This window comes from Glutamicibacter sp. JC586 (genome assembly GCF_009805585.1).
Classification (GTDB): Bacteria; Actinomycetota; Actinomycetes; order Actinomycetales; family Micrococcaceae; genus Glutamicibacter.
In genome coordinates this window covers 75604-94741 of sequence record NZ_VHIN01000005.1, presented here as the reverse complement: position 1 = coordinate 94741, position 19138 = coordinate 75604, and the positions used below count along the sequence as shown (strand labels likewise).

Sequence of the window (19138 nt, the reverse complement as noted above, 5' to 3'; positions counted from 1 at the left end):
AGAGCGCTTGGCCGGTACAACTCGACTCCCGCGGAACTGGTCAAAATCGATGATCGGGAGGTTCGGTAATCTTGGCCTAAATCCAACAGACCCTTGATGTTGACATTGACATTGACCTTGAAGTTTCGGGGTAGTGGATTGGTACCGTAATAACTCATCAGGCAAGTAATGCCGTCGGGTTTGATGAAGAGATGTGCGGCTAGCTCAGCTGCTTGCACTCGTGTTTCGTGCAAATCAAGAACTGACCTACGCTTAAGTTCAGCAACTTATCCCTGCACGATCGGAGTAAATCAGTGGACACCTTCATCAAAGGCCCTTCCAAGCGAGATGTAGCCGGCATGAAAGCCGCGTTTGGTGAAGTAGAAGTCGGCGATGTGATCTCGGTGCTCTATAAGACCGCTCGTTTCGGCAATTTTTTGATCACCGGTGCAGCCCACGCCACGGTTCTTGACGATGTGATGGTCGGAGGGCTTAATGCGGCGGCGGCAAAGAAAAAGGCGAAGGATGTTGATGGTGCTGAGGTAATGCAGCGCCAACCCGATAAAGACGTCCGCGCCTTCCCCGCTACCTTTGATGGCGAATTTTCGCCTGAAAAAATCGAGGTATCTGAGTTGAACCACGGTGACCTCGTCGTTGCTTCCTTTGCGCAGAGCCCCTACGGCGACTTTGTAGTCACCGGTGTGGTGACCGAAGCGCAAAACGATCATGACTACCTGATGGTTGGCCCATGGATCTTGAAAACTACCGATGGCAAGGCTCCGCGTTTACTGTCCGTGCAGTGTGTGGCCACCGGTGGCAACCATGTTGCGCCTGTGCCAACTCGTCGTGGTTTGGTCGAAGTTGATGGTTTGGCCTAACCCCACTGGATATTGAGGGCCTCACCGAGAATTCTGGCACCTTCGTCAAAGGCGCCAGGATTCGGCCCGGAATAGTTCAGGCGCAAAAATTGACCAGATTCTTCTGCCGGGAACCAGCTTGCCCCAGCGGCGATCGCCAGCCTACGAGATTCGCAGTCTCGTTCTAGTTGTCGCAGGTTGGTCCCATCGGGTAGCTGAACCCAGAGATTTAAACCGCCAGACGGGACTGACTGTAAATGGGCTTGAGGAACATGTCGATCAAGGGCGCCAATCAACTGATCTCGTCGATTAGCCAACTGCGTACGTAAAGAGCGAAGGTGCGTTCCCCAACCTGGCTGGGTAACTACGTCTAACGCGACTGCTTGTAACGGGCCGCTGACGTACATCGACTGGGCTTGGTTGTCGGCCAAAATACGATCACGTGCTGGCCCACGCGCAATGAGTCCTGCTACTCGAACTGCAGGGGAAACGCTCTTAGTCAGGGAGCGCAGATAAACCACGTGCCCGGTGTCATCACGTGCGGCTAGCGGGGATGATTCCGTGCTGATCCCAAAATCTTTGGCCCAATCGTCTTCGATCAAAAACGCGCCGCGTGCTTTGACGATCTCTAAAACACGTTCTGCCACGGTTGCTGGCCACTGTGCGCCGGTGGGGTTTGCAAAATTGGGGTGGGCGTAGAACGCTCGTGCCCCCGTGCGCTCAAAAGCACGATCAAGTTCTTCGGTGTCTGGTCCATGAGGCCCAGCCGGCACAGGTATCAAAGTCACGCCGACTTGTGACGCTGCCATGATCGCGCCCCAGTAGGTGGGCGACTCTATGAGCATGGGTTCTCCCTCGCCGACCAAGGCGCGGAAAATCGACCCTAGGCCACTCTGGCTTCCAGGCAAGATCACAACGTCACGGGCCGTGGGTGCGCCTAGGCCAGGCATCAAATGTTCGTTGAGCTCAGAGGCGAACCACGCTTGCAGTTCCGGCAGTCCGGCTGCCTCGGTGCGCTGGAGAACTGACTCAGTTCGGGCTATGCGTGCGAATGCCGACTTTACTAGTCTTTGGGGCAGTAATTCGTGGTCAGGGTAACCAGAATGGAGGGCGATCACGTCATTGGGGAAAGCCCGCTGAGTCGGATGAACTTGCGGTAGATGGTTACGGGGAGTGCCTAACGCAGCGGTCTGCCACGCGTAGTCGTTCGGGCGGGTGACCGGCACGGAGCGCACAAATGTCCCGATTCCTGGGCGGGATTCAACCAGGCCCTGAGAAATGAGGGTTCGAAGCGCCTTTTGAACTGTCACAGGACTGATCTCGTACTCTGCTACCAATTCTCGTGTTGATGGAAGTTGAGCCCCTGCAGGGGCTGACGAAATCCATTCACGTAGTTTCGTAACCAGTCGGTCACTGCTACTGTTAAACATGAAGCACAATAGTACCGCTACTCAAGAGAAGTCCCAAGCGCTACTTACTGCCGCACCTGGTCTAGTCTGGGGTTTGCTTGGAGTTGGCGCTTTTTCGCTAACTGTCCCGTTGACGCGCATTGCAGTGTCAGGTGGCGGAATGGATCCGCTATTCGTGGGGTCTGGTCGCGCCGTCATCGCGGCGCTCTTAGCGGCAGTGTCGCTCTGGATCACAGGGCAGAAACGCCCAAGTATGAGGCAGTGTATCCGGCTCGGCGTGGTTGCTATTGGAGTAGTCGCCGGTTTCCCCCTATTGACGTCGTTTGCTATGACGTCCGTTCCGGCGAGTCATGGTGCGGTGGTTATTGCGCTCCTTCCAGCTGCCACCGCAGTCGCTTCGGCACTTCGAACCAAAGAGCGACCAAGAACGGCATTCTGGCTAGCCGCTGGCCTCGGGGCCCTCGTCGCAGTCTTATTCGCTGCAATTAATGGTGGTGGCGTAGCCGGCCTACATGGCGCGGACTTTTTGCTTTTTATTGCGGTGGTAGTCTGCTCCATGGGTTATGCAGAGGGCGGGCTACTTGCCAGAGAACTTGGTGCGTGGCAAACAATTTCGTGGGCATTGGTTCTCGCCTCGCCCGTCATGGCTTCATTGACCGCGCTTAGTTTGAGTCATGGCGTACCGTCAGCTAGCTTTTCTGGCTGGGTAAGCTTTGCCTACCTTGGTGTCGTGAGCATGTTTCTGGGTTTTATCGCCTGGTACCGCGGGCTTGGACTGGGGCCGATGTCACTAGTCAGCCAGGTTCAATTGGCTCAACCAGTCTTGACTTTGGGATGGGCTTCGATATTGCTGGGGGAACACCTCGGTTGGAGTACCGTCGTTGGAGGCCTGGCGGTGATTGCGTGTGCACTGTTGGCCGTGCGCACGAGAAACGTTGACTCCACGGTTCCTGAAGTTCTAGCCGTGGACCGTTAGGCACGTCATCGCCACTAGTCTGTCTATTGAAATCTACTGAGAAATATTGGAGTCGCATTGAAACTGTTTACCGGCTTGAGCGCGTTCCCACTGACCCCAATGAAAAACGACTGCGTGGACGAACAGTCGTTTAGCAATCTGATACTGAGACTGGCAAAAGCGGGTGTTGATTCACTGACGGCCCTAGGATCTACTGGCTCTTATATGTACTTGAGTCGTACTGAACGGGCCCGTGTGGCGCACCTAGCGGTGGAGCATGCCGGTGGCATTCCAGTACTAGTTGGCGTCGGCGCGATGCGCACAGCACACGTCCTGGAAAATATCGATGACGCCAGGGCTGCTGGTGCAGCGGGGATTCTGGTTGCACCTGTCGGCTATCAAAAAATGAATGATGAAGAGGTGTTCGAACTATTTCGTGCCGTGACGAACCATAGCGAGCTGCCGATCGTTGTTTATGACAATCCGGGGACAACGCACTTCACGTTCAGTGTCGAGCTCTACGAGCGTATTGCAGCGCTTCCGGGAATCGCTTCCATTAAGATTCCGGGTGTTCCCTCCGGAAACGTAGCGGCGAAGGCCCATATTGATGCAATTCGTAAGGTCATTCCGGAACACGTCAGCATTGGAGTCTCGGGTGATGCGTTCGGCGCTGCCGGACTTATTGCGGGCTGCGATGCGTGGTACAGCGTAATCGGTGGAACACTTCCCGAACCAGCGCTGGAGATCACCAGGGCGACACAAGAACAGGATTTTCAACAGGCCACCAAACGCTCGGATCAGCTAAATCCGCTTTGGGAGCTGTTTGCTGAGCTAGGTGGCAGCCTTCGGGTGACCGCCGCCATTGCTGAACAGCTTGGTCTCGTGGAGCGTGACTGCCTACCTCGGCCACTTCAAGGTCTGGAGAGTTCCCAGCGAGTTCGAGTTGCACAAGTACTACAGGAGCTTTTCGTTTCTTAGTATCGTCTCTAGAGTTGACGCTATTGATTGTGTCCAGCTGTCAGGGCGATGAAAGGTTAATTCTTGTGGCACGCATTCTGAGATTTGATCATGTTGGTATTACCGTGGCTGACATCGAGGAAGTCGCGAGATTCTTTGTCAGCTTGGGACTACGTGTTGAAGGGAGAGCTGATGGGTTGGAAGGCGACTTTCTTGAAACCGTTAGTGGAGTTCCCAACTCACGAACGAATATTGTGATGCTTAAAGCGCCTGACTGCGAAGTAGGTATTGAGCTCTCTAGCTTCGAGAAACCCGAACATGGTCCTGGTCAACCGAACGCTATGGCTAACGAGCTAGGGTTGCGGTCACTTGCCTTCGAAGTCGACGATATTGTGGCCACCGTCGCTGAGTTAGGGGAACAAGGATTTGAGTTGATCGGCGGTATAGGCGAGTACGTAGGTGAGTGGAAGATGGCCTATATCAGAGGACCCGAAGGCCTGATCGTCGCCCTAGCTCAACGCCTTTCGTGAATTGAGCACAATTAAAGAGTAAGGTGCCCGCATTCAAAATGAATGTGGGCACCTTACTGCAGTGCTGACTTTTGCTATTAGACCGAAGACTTCTTTAGCGACTTCTCACTGATCGGTGCGTTGTCGCTGGCGCGCAGGGTTCTGAAATATGCCATCGCCTCGTCCTGTCGCTCAGACTCTCCACCGGATGAGATATCCGCGCGCAGGTGATCCTGGGTGTACCCGAAAGCATCCACCAAATCCTGCGCGTGTGGACGCAAACGGGCCAACAAGCGGTTAATGTAGCCCGGTAGTGTGCGTGCACGTTGCATCGAGAGGAATCCGTTGCCGAGGTACCAGCCCAGGTCCTCCTCGATCAGGCTCAAGGTGAAGACATCCCGCAACCAAGTGAGTACTTCGTGGGTTGTAGGGTCATCGATCTTCTCCAGAGCTGCGGTGAATGCTTCCCAGCGTAAGAGCTGACCGTGGTCGCGAGCGGCAGAGATCAACAGGTCCTGATTTTCGTTGAACGCTGCGGCTCCCTTGGCCTTGTCCTTTCCTGCGCTTCGAAGGGCGTTGGCCACTTCGGCAACCTTGGCCTTAATACGTCCGGTGAGAAGGGCGCGCTGGTTCTCGACATCTTTGAAGAAGTTGGCGCTCTTGCGTTCATCTGAAATGTCAGCGAACGCTTGGCCGACTCCGCGAAGACCCGAGCGGTTCAATGCAGTGTTGCCGACCTGCTTGGCGGCAAATAGGGCCATAGCGCCGTTATCAAGTTTGCGGAATTCGGAGGCATAGTCGGTGAGCAAACGCTTGCCGACCAACTGAAGTAGGACGTTATTGTCGCCTTCAAATGTCACATAAACATCAAGGTCCTGGTAGAGCTGAGTGAAGCGGTTCTTAGCGATGAACCCGGAGCCGCCGCAGGCTTCACGAGTTTCTTGAAGTGTGTCCAAGGCATCCCACGTGCTCAATGGCTTCAATGCCGCGGCAAGGGTTTCGAGATCCTGACGATCATCGTCACTGTCGGCGCGTCCGGAGAAGACCGCGTCAAATTTATCCAGTAGGCCGTCATGGGCGAAAGAGGACGCATAGGTGCGGGCAATGCGCGTGATCAGTCGTCGCTGATGACGCTGGTAATCCAACAAGGTGGTTTCTTCAATGTCCGAGGTGGAATTGAATTGGCGGCGTTGGTTTCCGTAGGTGACTGCGATCTGCAGTCCAATCTTTGATGCGCTGGTGGCTGCGCCATCCAAAGAAACGCGCCCCTGGACAAGGGTGCCGAGCATCGTGAAGAAACGACGGCCGGAAGAAGCAATAGGGGAGGAGTACTCACCATTCTCATCCACGTTTCCATAGCGGTTGAGCAGGTTGGTGCGTGGCACGCGGACATTGGTGAAGTGCAGGCGTCCGTTATCGATGCCGTTCAAACCACCTTTCAATCCGTCGTCTTCACCGCCGATGCCTTCGTAGAAGTTGCCCTGTTCGTCACGAATTGGAACATAGAAGCAGTGAACGCCGTGGTTGACACCCTTGGTAATCAGCTGCGCAAAGACGGTAGCTGCCTTCCCGTGCAGGGCAGCATTTCCGAGGAACTCTTTCCAAGCCGCCTTGAAAGGAGTGTGGATGATAAATTCATCGGTTTCTTCATCGTAGGTCGCGGTGGTGGCCACGGCGGCAACGTCGGAACCATGGCCGATTTCAGTCATGGCAAAGGCACCGGGGGTCTGCAAATTCAGTGCCTCTGGAAGCCATTTCTCATGGTGTTCTTCGGTACCTAGGTGAAGGATAGCGCCCGCAAAGAGACCCCACTGAACACCGGCTTTAATCTGCAAGGAGGGGTCGGCCGCAACGAGTTCTTCGAACGATGCGATGGATCCACCGTGATCGTCGTATCCACCAAACTTCTTGGGGAAGGCGCGCTGGACTGCTTCTTCTTCAACCAGCAGGCTGAGCTGACCCAAGACTCGCTCGCGGTGTGCGTCCATCGCCAGTGATGGGTCGCGCTGCAACTCTGGACGGGCGGCGCGTGCGCGCGAAGCTTTACGCACTTCTGCGTAGGGGCCGAGGAGCTGTTCAGCTAGGGCAGTGACGTTGATGCGGTTCTCGCTCATGACGTACCTTTCATTCTTTGATGAGTCGCTGTGAGATGTGTAGATATTTAGTTGCGGGTCTGAACTGACGTTGAGGCGATGCCGTAGGCCAGCCAATTAGTGAGTTCTTGTGCCATCGCTTCTAAGCTCGGCTTTGAGTCGGAAGCTGGTTGGCGTAGCCATTGTTCGCCCGTAGCGCGAACCATTCCCAAGGCGGCCCTTGGCCAGAAGCTCAGTGCAGCTGGAGTGGCTTGTTGGTCGTAGAGCTTTAGAAGCCGAACGCTGATGAGGTTGGATGCTTCATCGAAAAAATCGTTCAGCGCTCCCGCCGATTCATCATCTGGTGATCTCTGCGCGCCAGTGACGAAGTAGTACAGATTTGGGCTGTTTGTGGCCAGTTCGAGGTAGGCAGTAACCATGGCGTGTAAGGAGCTAAGCTCCTGATCCTTCGCCAAAGCCGCGGCGATCACTCGGTCACGGAAGTCGTTGATGACTTTTGCACTTAGTGCTTGGCGTAGCCCTTCCTTGTCGCCAAAGTACCGGTAGTACACGGGCTTGGAAGTTTTTGCATGACTAGCAATGTCCTCCATGGAAACCTGTGGGCCGAGCTTATGCACTGCTTTACGGGCGAGCTTAAGTAGTTCTTCGTGCCGGGCGGTGCGATGCGCCTGCCAGCGTACGGATCGACCGTCGGCCTCAACCTCTAATTCTTCAGTGATCTTGTTCACGTAACTCACAGTATCATGTACTCTTAGTTACAGTAATACGTGTCACAACAATCTTTGTAGGAGTTTTTTGAACATGAGCCAGCAGTCTGCGCGCAACGCCGTAATTATCGGCGGCAACCGTATCCCTTTCGCCCGCTCCAACACCGCCTACGTCAACGCATCTAACCAAGACATGTTCACCGCAGCGCTTGAAGGTCTCGTCGCACGCTTCGGTTTGCAAGGTGAACGCATTGGAGCAGTCAGCGGTGGTGCGGTGCTAAAGCACTCCAAAGATTTCAATTTGATTCGTGAGTCCGTACTCGGCTCAACGCTGGATCACTCAACCCCTGCTTATGATGTTCAGATGGCGTGTGCCACCGGCATGGAAGCCATTGGCTCTCTAGCGAACAAGATCAAGCTCGGTCAGCTGGAATCAGCGATTGGTGGCGGAGTTGATACCACCTCTGATGCACCAATTGCTGTATCCGAGTCCCTACGGGGCATTCTCCTAGAGCTTTCTCGTGCACGCAGCACTAAAGCTAAGCTCGCTGCCCTGGCCAAGATCCGTCCTTCACACCTGGCACCGAACGCGCCTGGCACGGGGGAGCCGCGGACCGGATTGTCCATGGGCGACCACCAGTCGCAGACCACCAAAGCATGGGGCATTACCCGTGAAGCTCAGGATGAACTTGCGTTGGCCAGCCACAAGAACTTAGCCGCCGCTTATGACCGCGGATTCTTCAACGATTTGATCACTCCTTTCAACGGGCTGTCCAAGGACAACAACATGCGAGCCGATTCCACGATGGAGAAGCTGGGTAAGCTCAAGCCCGCATTCGGCAAAAATCTGGGTGAGTCCGCAACGATGACCGCAGGTAACTCAACTCCGTTGACTGACGGAGCATCTGCCGTTCTACTCGGTAGTGAAGAGTATGCGCAGAGCCACGATCTACCGATGCTTGCTAACTTCGTCGACTTTGAAGCAGCTGCAGTGGATTTCGTTCACGGAGCTGAAGGACTTTTGATGGCACCGGCCTACGCCACTGCACGTCTGCTTAAGCGCAACAACTTGAGCTTGCAGGACTTTGATTTCTACGAAATTCACGAGGCCTTTGCCGGCACTGTACTCTCAACCCTCAAGGCATGGGAAGACGAAGAGTTCTGCCGGGAGAAGCTCGGACTAGATGCACCGCTGGGTGCCATCGATCGTACTAAGCTCAATGTGAATGGATCATCGCTGGCCGCGGGACACCCATTCGCAGCCACCGGTGGACGCATTATTGCCAGCACCGCAAAGATGCTGCATGAAAAGGGAACCGGACGCGCATTGATTTCCGTGTGTGCTGCAGGCGGGCAGGGCGTCGTAGCAATCTTGGAGGCACGTAGCTAATGACTGATAAGTACATGGAACTGGTCAACACCGGGGCAACAAAAAAACTCGCAAAGCTCCTTGGGCTACCTCGACCACCGCGTCTTCGCCGTTATTCCGAGCAAGGACCTCTGCTACCCGGACCACTTCTGGTGTTGGGCAATAGCGCACGAGCACAAGAACTGAGCGACACCTTGGTTTCTTGGGGATTGGATGTCTGTCGACATGATGCGGGAGATGCCAAGCTAGGCGGACTTTTATTACTTCTGGATGAGCTCGTTCATCCAGAAGAACTCTCACCGATTATGCTTGCTGCCGGTCGGGCACTGCGACAGTTGCTTCCAGGAGCTCGTGTGGTTTCCTTCTCACGCCCTGCAACGGCAGACGATGAACCAGCAGTCGCGGCCGTACGCCAGGGCATTGACGGCATCATGCGTTCAGTGGGCCGAGAAATGCGTGGCGGAGCAACTGCTAATGGCATCGTGTTGGAAAATTCCACGTCTATTCTCAGCCCAAGCGCTTTGGCGTCCTTGCAATTCTTCTTCTCCGGACGCAGTGCCTACGTCGACGGCCAGTTCCTGAGAGTTCGAAATGACCAAGGCGTACTGGCAGAAGATTTCACCAAGCCGCTAACCGGCAAGGTCGCTGTGGTCACAGGTGCAGCGCGGGGTATTGGCGCTGCCATTGCAAAGACTTTAGCTCGCGACGGTGCGCAAGTTGTTGTAGTGGATATGCCCCAAGCCGGAGATTCCTTGGTCAAGGTAGCTAACGCTATTGGAGCCACCACTCTTCAGCTGGATGTCACGGCCGCGGACGCTGCACAACAAATCATGGACCACGCAATTGGCCGACATGGTTCTTTAGACTTGGTTATTCATAACGCTGGCATTACGCGCGATAAGCTTCTGGCCAATATGGATGCAGGTCGCTGGGACTCGGTGATCGCTGTGAACATTGCTTCCCAGCTACGCATGAACGAGGCATTCCTCAAAGCAGGCTTGCCGAATCTTCGTATCGTTTCATTGGCCTCAACCTCTGGCATTGCGGGTAACCGTGGGCAGAGTAACTACGCGGCTTCAAAGGGCGGTGTTATCGGCATGGTGCGTTCTAGTGCCAAGCTGTTCGAAACTAACGGCGGTTCTATCGCCGCCGTAGCGCCCGGGTTCATCGAGACCGATATGACCTCCAAGATTCCTCTTGGCACGCGCACCGTGGCACGTATGGTGCTCCCATCGTTGATGCAGGGTGGTCTTCCACAAGATGTGGCCGAAGCGATCAGCTTCTTGGGATCGGATGCGGCAGCTGGTCTTAATGGTCAGGTACTTCGTGTCTGCGGACAGTCACTAGTTGGTGCATAACGTGAGCGCCAAAATCGTTTCTGAAATTCCTTCAATGGCGACTGTGTACGCCAGTGCGGTGAAAACTTTGGGGCGTAAGCCAAAGAACCCAAAGCTTCCACAAACCGTGTTGGTTTTCCAAGGCGCTACCGCAGATCTGGAGAAGCTCCAGGATTTCCGTAAAGCAGTCAACGCTCCAATGAATGCGGTTTTACCAAGCCTGTATGTGCACTCGCTAGCGTTTCCGCTTGCCATGTCATTGATGTTGCGCAATGATTTTCCCTTGCCCTTGCTGGGAATGATTCATTTGAGCAATCACGTGAGCGTTTCCCAACCATTGGGAGAGGACGAATCTTTCGATATCGAAGTTCATAGTGAAAATCTGACCTCTCATGCAAAGGGTGTTACCTGCGATCTGGTGATTCGAATCGTCGTGGACGGTCAAGACCGGATGCTAATGCGAAGTACATTTTTGGCTAAGGGCGTCAAACTCTCGGATGCGCAACCAGTAACTATTGAGCATCCAGAGTTCGCGGCTCCTATTCGAACTGCCCAATGGAAGCTTGATAGCGGCACAGGGCGTCGGTGGGCCAAGGTAGCGGGGGACTATAACCCGATTCACCTTTCGGCTTTGAGCGCCAAAGCCTTGGGGATGCCCAGTGCCATCGCACACGGAATCTACATGGCGGCCCGTGTATTGGCAGGGATTGAACCGGGCGCTGGGACCTACCAGTGGAGCATTGAATTCAAAACTCCAGTAGTACTACCTGCAACGGTAGATCTGGGGTTTAGACGGAACGCAACGGGATATACAGTCGACGCGTGGCACGCCCGCAAGGGTAAACCGCACTTTGAACTGGAACTTATTTCCCAGAGCAACTAATGGGAAAGCACTGGACTCCAAATGGCTCCGGGAGCCTGGAGCCCAGTGCTTTTGCCTATTTAGTTTTGATAAGGCATCGGTGTATAACGGTAACTGGCGAGCGTGGAGACCCCTGCTCGTTCCCACGTGAATAGCCCAGAATGTTTCAGTGCCCCATGCCCGGCAGCTGTAATCATCTGTGGGTTACGTGCAAGTTCAATCAGCTTCTTGGACCACAGCTCAGCATCAGGTTCATCCATGAGCCACCCTGAGACCTCGTCGCTCACTGCGTAGGCCAACCCGCCCACCGCATTGGCGATGACCGGGGTACCACAAGCCTGAGCCTCGGCAGCAACCAGACCAAAAGTCTCCGAGAGTGATGGCACAGCGACAACGTCAGCATTGGCGAATGCGAGGGCCAGTTTACTTGGTTCCAAAGGGTCGTAAAAACGGACTACATCCGTTAAGCCTTCAGTACTCACCAGGGCCTTCAAATCGTAGTCGGCGCTGCCCGAGAGAGAACCGAAAAGAGATGCTGTGATACGTAACTCTGGTGCTTTGCGGCGTGCTGTGCCCATGGCTTGCAGTAAGAGATGCGCGCCCTTCAACCGTTGCATCCGGCCGGCATAGACCAGATGAAGATCGTCGTCGCCGAGCGGCCGGTGGACCTTGTCTTGGTTGGGGTGGAAGATCCGGTGGTTGACGCCGGGCAGGACTACATCTAGTTTTTTTGAGTCAACATCGTAGAAGCGCTTTAGTTGTTGAGCTTCAACAGGGGTATTGGCAATAATCCGTGAGCAACCGCGCAATAATTGCTTCTCGGCAACTTTTCTTTGCTCAGACTCGGCAATGCCGGATTCAAATTCCTTGGCTGCCGCGGAGGTATGCATCGAAACAATAAGTGGAACAGACCAGCGCTTTGCTAAATCGAGCCCAACCATTCCTGATAGCCAGTAATGAGCGTGAACGATGTCAATCTTGAGCTGTTCTAGATGTGCGGCAATTGCTTCAATCGACGGTTCAATCATGGTCGCCAACTCTTCTTTAGAGAGGGACCTTCCAGCAGCGATTTGTATTTGATGCATCCAGACGCCCTCTGCGACCTGAATTGATTCAGTCTCACCAGCTGTGCGAGTAATCATGTGAACTTCGTGTCCCAAAGCCCCCAAGGAGAAGGAAAGATTCTGAATATAGACGTTCATGCCTCCAGCATCGCCTTGCCCTGGTTGGTGCATCGGCGAAGTATGCAAAGACAGCATGGCTATGCGCATCGTTGTTTGCTCCAAAGATTAGCGGACCGACAGAGTTTTTCCGTCACAAATCCTTCTAGATGCTATCAAGAAGCATGATTAATCATTTTCAAGTTGGCGTTTGTCCAAAGCTCCACCATCTCAGCTCCACCGTGTCCATCGGCGTCAACGACATGAAGTTCAGAGCCCGGCCAATCTACATGTAGTTTCCATGCAGTGCTTGTCGGGCTTGAAACGTCGCTGCGGCCGTGAATGAAAATCGCTGGCAGGTTCTGGAGACGATCCAAGTTTTCTAAAATCGGCGGGTCACAGAACCCATCGCGGGCCCAAAATAACGTAGTTAGGCGGGTCATGGTGTGCCGAAAAGTTGTATCTTCCCATCGAGGATCCCGCTTGACTTCTCCTGAACCCAAGGAGATATGAGTGTCTTCCCATAGCGCCCATTCATGCGATGCCTTATCGCGAAGTTGTAGATCCGGTGACCACAACATGTCGGCATAAGCTTCTACCAACCTAATTCTGCCGGCATCATAAGCCGGTGCGTGTTGTTGCGCGAAGGATGAGAGCCGGTGCCATGCTTCGGGATAGATTGCACCCATTGACTCGGTGATCCATTGGACTTCTCGACGGCTAGTGGTGGTTACGGCGAAGAGCACGAGACCGACTACTCGCTGCGGATGAGCTTGCGCATAAGCTAGCGCGAGGGTTGTTCCCCAAGAGACACCGTTGATGATCCACCGATCGATACCTAGAGACACGCGAAGTGCCTCGATGTCTTCGATGAATTTTTGAGTCGAAAATTGACTCTTGGGCACGCAAGGATCAGCAGCCGAAGGGCTGGATCGTCCGCAGCCGCGTTGTTCAAAGCCGATGAGTCGAGTTCGATTAAGATCCCAACGCTGCCGGTATCCGGATGATCCTAACGTGCCACCTGGTCCGCCGTGTAAGTGCAATGCCGGAACACCATTGGGGGTGCCGAATTCTTCCCAATACAACCGGTGCCCGTCGTTCACTTCCAAGAAACCGGACGAGGACGGCGTGGATGTTTCGGCTTGTACAGACATCTTCAAAGCTTAGTGTAGTGGTGCAAAAACAAAAAAGAATTCCCGGTTGACCGTAGTCAACCGGGAATTCTACCTGTGCGCGAAAGGGGACTTGAACCCCTACCCTCTTATCGAGGACTAGCACCTCAAGCTAGCGCGTCTACCTATTCCGCCACCCGCGCAGGTTACTTGTTGTCTGCGTTGTTATCGCTGGCAACGAAGTAAAACTTTACCAGCCATGTCGGAAGATTTCCAATCGGCGAACTCGGTATCGTGCGTACGGAAAATTCCCGTAAATTCGCGGGAAAATCAAGGTCTGAGTAGTGACTTCAGTGGAAAATTCGGTTTTGAGTGTCAAGCGTCACACGTATTTTGCATTCATGGCCTAGTGAACAGCGGTTTTTACTGCGCTAGGCACCTCTCGAAGCATCGATTCGGCGCAGTAGCTCCATGTGTCCCAGTACCTCATTGAAGATTTCGCTGTCTGGCTCCAGGTATTTGCCGTAGGAAAGCTTGGGAAGCTGTACTGCGCAGAATCCGAGTTGTTCTACTAGCTCGGCGATCACCTGAGAGTCTTCTGAACTGTCTGATGCGATAGCTAGCGCTCGTTGTGATGCCGCTTTGGAACCTCGGTCCGTGTCCATATCCCAGTGACTGATGTGATTAAGTGACTTAACGATGCGGGATCCACTGAAATGCTCGGAGAGAGCTTCCGAACTAGTTAGGCCACGATCAAGTGCGTTTTCGAGCCAGCTTGGAATGGGTTCGTCTTGCCAGCGGTTGGTTGCATCCACCAGCAAAATGCCTGACAAGGTTTCTGGATTGAGGTCGTCCAGCTCCTCCTGGGGGACCATGAGGACTACTAGTTCTACATCGTCAGCGATTTCGGAGGCCTCAACTGCCTGGGCTTTGGGCGCATATTGAGCCAGATGGTATTTCATCATGCGAGGTGGACGGGATCCGGCGATGTTGACGTCAATGCCGCCAGCGGCCGCCGCTCGGGCTAGGGCTGTACCGGCGCGACCTGCCCCCAGAATGCCGATTTTCTTGATGCTCATAAACTTCAGCTTAACTGCCGGAGCCGTCGCCTATTGTGCAATATTGGGCGACGGCTCGGTGGGATCAGGCGGAGCCTAACCCGCCCAGAGTGGGGAAAGCGACTTATAAAGTTGCTGCACGCCAAGGACGATGAACAACACGGCCGTAATGGCCAATGCGGTATTGGTGTGCCAACGGTTGGCCCACTGCTTAGGAATTCGTTTGCCGTTGAGCAGCCCCAATAATGTGACGGCCAAGAATGGCATGAACAAGGCACCCAGAACACCGTAGGCAAGGATCAGCGCGATTGGTTTATCCAGCAGGAATAGCACCATCGGTGGGAAGGTGAGCCACAGGACGTAAAACTTGAAGTACTTGCCGCCGGTCATCGTGTCCGGGTGATTTGCTGGGCGCTTACGCATATGACCCCAGAAATCGGCGAACATTAGTGAAACGCCATTCCACACACCGATGATCGAAGAGAAGGAAGCGGCCCAGAAGCCAATGAGGAATCCGTTGCCGACTACGGCGCCATATTTCTGACGCAAGACTTCGGAAAGGTCAAGTAGTCCTTCGTCGCTGCCGGAGATAGCCACGCCTGCTGACTGAACAACTTCGGCGCCAACAATCAGCATTGCGATGACAAATACGCCGGTCATTACGTAGGCCATGGAGTTGTCGATGCGCATCACGCGCATCCACTTAGGGGAGTACCAGCCTTTTTCACGCAGCCAGTATCCGTAGGCTGCCAAGGTGATCGTTCCACCGACACCGCCGGCCAAAGCCAAGGTGTAGACCACGCCGCCCGAAGGGATCATAGGGATCAACCCGGTCAGCATATTCGGTACGTTGGGAACCGCGATAACGGCCAAGCCAACTACGGTGACAAACATGATGCCCACGAGTACCGCTGTGATCTTTTCAAAGAAGTGATAACGGCCAAACCAGACCATCACGAAGCCCAAGAGGCCCATGAGTACAGCCCAAATCTTCAAATCCACCGCCGGCATGAGTGCGGCAAGAGGCAAGGCAGCGGAGCTCATGGCGGTAGCGCCGTAAACAAAGCCCCAAATGATGATGTAGGGCCCGAAGTACCAGGTAGTCCATTTTCCTAGGGACTTCCATCCCTCGAAGATGGTCTTGCCGGTGGCGAGGGTGTAGCGGCCAGCGCCTTCAACCAACACGATCTTTAGAATGACGCCCAGGATGACCGCCCAGAGCAAGGCGTACCCGTACTGGCTACCAGCGACGAGGGTGGCAACCATGTCAGCAGCGCCAACCCCTGTCGCAGCGACAACTAATCCGGGCCCGATGATTTTCCAGCGTGGTGGCCCGTCGCTTTCGATTTGGGCACCGGGCGCCTGCGTACTTTCACTCATTAAGTCATTCCTTTGCTCACCGTGCGAGTCGCCTGACACCCATCTACAGTGATGTGTGCCACAAGCGCTTGAGATCGCTATCAATACTGGTAGTGATTTGCGTTACTCGCAAACTGAAAGGCAAGTACTAACACTTTCTTAGGACTTGAGAACCAGCAAGGAGAGCCGCCCCTCCGGCGCTTGTTAGAGTTAATGCGTCAAAGAGGAACGAGTCGATGACTCGCAAAGCTAGGGGTGATGATACCGTGCAGCTGTTGATCGTCGAAGACGACCAGGCCCTAGCGGACGCCCTTCGCGACGCAGTGACAACTTCGGGACATCAAGCCATTCACGTTTCCAGCGGTGCTGATGCATTGTTACGTCATCAGCAAGCAGAGCTGATACTTCTTGACCTTGGGTTGCCGGATATTCACGGTCTGGATGTTTTACGCAAACTGAGGCTAGTTAGCGAAGTGCCGGTGATCGTTCTGACTGCTCAGGACGACGAACGCAGCGTCGTCCGTGGATTGCGCCAGGGCGCGGACGACTATCTCATTAAACCCATCGGGCTAAGTGTCCTGCTAGCAAGAATTGAAGCAGTTGCCCGGCGCTCTCGACTAAATACGCACGCCGCAGAAGCACGCATTGTTGCCGGTCCACTAGTGATTGACTTTGATAAGCATGAGGCAACGCTCTTCGGGAGAGGTTTGGGACTGACCGCCAAGGAGTTCGAGTTGCTCAGTCTCTTGGCCCAGCATGCCGGCTCGGTAGTGACACGTGAACAAATTCTTGACCAGCTCTGGGGAGACGCGTTTCTTGCGGTATCTCGCTCGCTGGATGTTCACCTCACAGGCCTTAGGGCTAAGTTGGAAAGCCCTGGAATGATCGTTAATGTACGCGGTGTTGGCTACCGACTTGAGGTCGCTCAACGATGAGATTGCGAGTGCTTTTGGTGCTCGGAGCGCTGATTAGCGTGATCGTGGTTCTGGTGTGCGCTGCCCTAGCCCAGGGCGTCAGCCGCGACGAGACCGTCAGCATTCAAGTTAACCGTCTGGCATCGCTGGCTCGTTTCGTTCAACTATCTTCGCAGGCCCAAAGCGATGATGACTTGTACATGCTTCAGCTAGAGATGAATACCTATTCTGAGCTCTATGACGAGGCTTTACTGATTGTTCATAATGGCAGACAACTCGTTTCAGGGGACATCAAGCCGAGCGATCGAAACGTTCAAGAAGCGATTTACACTGCGGGGCTCAATCTCGAGCAGAGCAAGATTTCAGAGATCAATCCTTTCAGCCACGAACAGATCTTGATAACGCGGCCTTTCGGCAACTCTGCTCAAGTGCTTGGGTCGGTAACGATGCAAGTCAACTTAGAGCAGGCGAGATTGCGAGTGCTGCAAAAAACAGCCGCGCTGGTCTTGATAACACTGAGTATCGGAGCGGGTTTTCTCTTGCTTGCGGACCGTCTGACGGCATGGGTATTGCGCCCGGTCCACTCACTAGACGACGCAGTTCAGCGATTGTCTAAAACTAAACGTCCAGTAGCTCTAGAAGAAGTAGGTCCACCCGAGCTTCGTCAGTTGTCCCGATCCGTGAGTCAGATGGCCCAAGCAATGGCCACTAGCCTACAACAGCAACGGGAACTGATCGCTGAGACGTCGCATCAACTTCGCAACCCGGTCGCCGCCTTGCGACTACGCGTAGACCTACTGAAAATGCGGCTGTCGAAACCTGAAGACGTCGAGGGGCTACAAGCCGTTGAGCTAGAACTTGGCCGGGTCGAGTCACTATTGGACGGGGTCCTTCGGCTGGCCACGGCAGAGCATCGACTCAATGAACAGGCCGCGGATCAATCATTGCCTAGGGATCAACGAAAACTTGAACGTATCGACGCTGAACAGATTCTTATTGAAGAAGTCGAACGGCAATCCCTGAGGGCTGAGCAATCAGGAAATCAGCTGATGGTTGAGGCGAGTAAAAAGTCCTCAGGCCCAGTCCTAGCCTGGGGTAATGGATTTGAGTTGCAGCAGATGCTTGCCGAGCTGCTTTCCAACGCGATCAAATATGCGCCAGGGGTGCTGATTAATTTGAACGTTCAGGAATTTGAACGAACGGTCGAAATTCAAGTTCAGGATCATGGGCCGGGGATGAGCGCCACCGATTTAGAGCATGTGGGGGAAAGATTCTGGCGCGGGAGCACCGTGAGCTCTAGTCCTGGTACCGGACTAGGCATTGCAATTGTTGATCGGCTCGCACGGGCCAATGGAGGAGAACTGAAATTGGCTTCGGAGCAGGGATCGGGGCTTTGTGCCACGATCTCGTTGCGTCGGGTCACCAAGGCTGAGGAGGTCGAGGATGAGTAGTAACCGAAACGTACTCAAGCGGCGCACCTTGATCCAGTGTCTTCTTGCTCTTCCAATGGGTGCCGCCTCGTTGGGTCTTACCTCGTGTACTGCACCGAAGCCCACCAACCATCTGGTGATTGCATCAGGCGAAGAAGGCGGTAGATACATTGAATTCGCCCAATTGCTGTCTAGAGCCATGCTTGACGCGGACGTCACTGAACAAACTGACGTGCTCAAGACTCAGGGGTCGTTTCAAAACCTCCAGCTACTGGCTGATGGCAAAGCCCAACTTGCTTTGGGTCTGGGCGACACCGTCGCGCAATTCAACAACAATCGGGAGCCTGAAGAACGGCTGGTGGCACTCGGGCGGATATATCAGAACTATTTCCATTGCATCGTCAGTGCTGATAGTGGGATCGGTGCCTTTGAAGAACTGGAGAAGCGTAAAATCGGTGCCGGTGCCGCTGGCTCTGGCACGTGGGTGACAGGGCAAAGAATCTTGCAAGCAGCAGGGCTCAAGAACGCTTCGAACGCTCCGGTTGAGCTGAAACTGGGATACGGTTCGGGGATTCATGCGCTACGTCAAGGAACGATCGACGCTCTGTTCCTCTTTGGAGGAATGCCTGTCACGTCATTATCTAAGTTGGCTTCAGAACGTAAGCTGAAGCTCCTAGATGTCTCAGCAGTTCTCCCGACACTACGCGAGACTTACCCCGGGCTCTATGACCAGGTGGTCATCCCTCAAAATACCTACCCCAACACTGAAGGCGTCAACACCATTGGCGTCAGCAATCTGCTGATGACACGCAAAGACTTGCCTGACAGCACCGCCGCGGCAATCGTGCAAATGCTCGCTACGCGCTCGACCATGCTGATTCCCGAAGGTAGCGAGGGAATCCAAAGTTTGACTCCCGACTCATTGATCAGTACCTCCGGTCAACAACTGCATCCCGGGGCTCGGAAAGCCTACGAAAAATTACATGGGTAGGAGTTTCGTTTCCCCTGCTGAAGACGAAACGCCAATCGCGCACTAGGGTGGGCAATAGAACAACTGCTGCGAAAGGTTCT

At 54.3% G+C, this 19138-nt stretch carries 17 protein-coding genes and 1 tRNA gene; 10 read left to right on the top strand and 8 right to left on the bottom strand.

Annotated elements, in window-relative coordinates; all coding sequences use genetic code 11:
• Positions 1-293: 293 nt before the first annotated feature.
• On the top strand, positions 294-857 hold the full coding sequence (locus FJV47_RS03995; protein WP_159610276.1) for a hypothetical protein: 564 nt from the start codon (positions 294-296) through the stop codon (positions 855-857).
• On the opposite strand, the gene FJV47_RS03990 is transcribed toward FJV47_RS03995, so the two are convergent.
• The gene (locus FJV47_RS03990) at positions 854-2266 is read right to left on the bottom strand and encodes a PLP-dependent aminotransferase family protein (protein ID WP_159610274.1); all 1413 of its coding nucleotides are present in this window, start codon (positions 2264-2266) and stop codon (positions 854-856) included. The genes FJV47_RS03995 and FJV47_RS03990 overlap by 4 nt on opposite strands.
• Between FJV47_RS03990 and FJV47_RS03985 the strand changes: the two genes are divergently transcribed.
• From FJV47_RS03985 to FJV47_RS03975, 3 genes are all read left to right on the top strand, one after another.
• Positions 2265-3221 (top strand): DMT family transporter, encoded by a 957-nt coding sequence (locus FJV47_RS03985; RefSeq protein WP_159610272.1) that lies wholly within the window; start codon positions 2265-2267, stop codon positions 3219-3221. The two genes, FJV47_RS03990 and FJV47_RS03985, sit on opposite strands and share 2 nt — an antisense overlap.
• Before the next feature lie 63 nt (positions 3222-3284).
• On the top strand, positions 3285-4178 hold the full coding sequence (locus tag FJV47_RS03980; RefSeq protein ID WP_159610935.1) for a dihydrodipicolinate synthase family protein: 894 nt from the start codon (positions 3285-3287) through the stop codon (positions 4176-4178).
• A 65-nt stretch (positions 4179-4243) separates the two neighbouring features.
• Positions 4244-4687, top strand: a complete 444-nt coding sequence (locus tag FJV47_RS03975) for a VOC family protein (RefSeq protein WP_159610270.1) — start codon at positions 4244-4246, stop codon at positions 4685-4687.
• A gap of 77 nt (positions 4688-4764) precedes the next feature.
• Here FJV47_RS03975 and FJV47_RS03970 read toward each other — a convergent pair whose 3' ends face one another.
• Both FJV47_RS03970 and FJV47_RS03965 read right to left on the bottom strand, forming a co-directional pair.
• The gene (locus tag FJV47_RS03970) at positions 4765-6780 is read right to left on the bottom strand and encodes an acyl-CoA dehydrogenase (RefSeq protein ID WP_159610268.1); all 2016 of its coding nucleotides are present in this window, start codon (positions 6778-6780) and stop codon (positions 4765-4767) included.
• A gap of 47 nt (positions 6781-6827) precedes the next feature.
• Positions 6828-7487, bottom strand: coding sequence for a TetR/AcrR family transcriptional regulator (locus tag FJV47_RS03965; protein ID WP_159610266.1), 660 nt, complete (start codon positions 7485-7487; stop codon positions 6828-6830).
• Positions 7488-7560: 73 nt separating this feature from the next.
• On the opposite strand from FJV47_RS03965, the gene FJV47_RS03960 reads away from it, so the two are divergent.
• Genes FJV47_RS03960 through FJV47_RS03950 form a run of 3 tightly spaced genes read left to right on the top strand, consistent with a single transcriptional unit; the run spans position 7561 to position 11055 of the window.
• Positions 7561-8856 carry an acetyl-CoA C-acetyltransferase gene (locus FJV47_RS03960; protein WP_159610264.1) on the top strand — a complete coding sequence of 432 codons (1296 nt, stop codon included), beginning with the start codon at positions 7561-7563 and terminating at the stop codon, positions 8854-8856.
• On the top strand, positions 8856-10193 hold the full coding sequence (locus FJV47_RS03955) for a 3-oxoacyl-ACP reductase (RefSeq protein ID WP_159610262.1): 1338 nt from the start codon (positions 8856-8858) through the stop codon (positions 10191-10193). Before FJV47_RS03960 ends, FJV47_RS03955 begins: the two co-directional genes overlap by 1 nt.
• A 1-nt stretch (position 10194) precedes the next feature.
• Positions 10195-11055, top strand: a complete 861-nt coding sequence (locus FJV47_RS03950) for a MaoC/PaaZ C-terminal domain-containing protein (protein ID WP_159610260.1) — start codon at positions 10195-10197, stop codon at positions 11053-11055.
• A 59-nt stretch (positions 11056-11114) separates the two neighbouring features.
• On the opposite strand, the gene FJV47_RS03945 is transcribed toward FJV47_RS03950, so the two are convergent.
• From FJV47_RS03945 to FJV47_RS03925, 5 genes are all read right to left on the bottom strand, one after another.
• Entirely contained in the window at positions 11115-12236 is a 1122-nt protein-coding gene (locus tag FJV47_RS03945; RefSeq protein WP_159610258.1) for a glycosyltransferase, read from the bottom strand.
• A 134-nt stretch (positions 12237-12370) separates the two neighbouring features.
• Positions 12371-13348 (bottom strand): alpha/beta fold hydrolase, encoded by a 978-nt coding sequence (locus FJV47_RS03940; RefSeq protein ID WP_159610256.1) that lies wholly within the window; start codon positions 13346-13348, stop codon positions 12371-12373.
• Positions 13349-13424: 76 nt separating this feature from the next.
• A tRNA-Leu gene (locus tag FJV47_RS03935) sits at positions 13425-13509 on the bottom strand.
• A gap of 228 nt (positions 13510-13737) precedes the next feature.
• Positions 13738-14385 (bottom strand): NADPH-dependent F420 reductase, encoded by a 648-nt coding sequence (locus FJV47_RS03930; protein ID WP_159610254.1) that lies wholly within the window; start codon positions 14383-14385, stop codon positions 13738-13740.
• 75 nt (positions 14386-14460) lie between these two features.
• On the bottom strand, positions 14461-15744 hold the full coding sequence (locus tag FJV47_RS03925; protein ID WP_159610252.1) for an Nramp family divalent metal transporter: 1284 nt from the start codon (positions 15742-15744) through the stop codon (positions 14461-14463).
• A 245-nt stretch (positions 15745-15989) separates the two neighbouring features.
• Between FJV47_RS03925 and FJV47_RS03920 the strand changes: the two genes are divergently transcribed.
• The 3 genes from FJV47_RS03920 to FJV47_RS03910 are packed head-to-tail and all read left to right on the top strand — an operon-like array spanning position 15990 to position 19058.
• The gene (locus FJV47_RS03920) at positions 15990-16658 is read left to right on the top strand and encodes a response regulator transcription factor (RefSeq protein ID WP_159610933.1); all 669 of its coding nucleotides are present in this window, start codon (positions 15990-15992) and stop codon (positions 16656-16658) included.
• Positions 16655-18088 carry a sensor histidine kinase KdpD gene (locus FJV47_RS03915; RefSeq protein ID WP_159610250.1) on the top strand — a complete coding sequence of 478 codons (1434 nt, stop codon included), beginning with the start codon at positions 16655-16657 and terminating at the stop codon, positions 18086-18088. The genes FJV47_RS03920 and FJV47_RS03915 overlap by 4 nt, the downstream gene beginning before the upstream one ends.
• A complete protein-coding gene (locus tag FJV47_RS03910; protein WP_159610248.1) occupies positions 18081-19058 on the top strand; it encodes a TAXI family TRAP transporter solute-binding subunit in 978 nt (325 codons plus the stop codon). The genes FJV47_RS03915 and FJV47_RS03910 overlap by 8 nt, the downstream gene beginning before the upstream one ends.
• Positions 19059-19138: the final 80 nt, after the last annotated feature.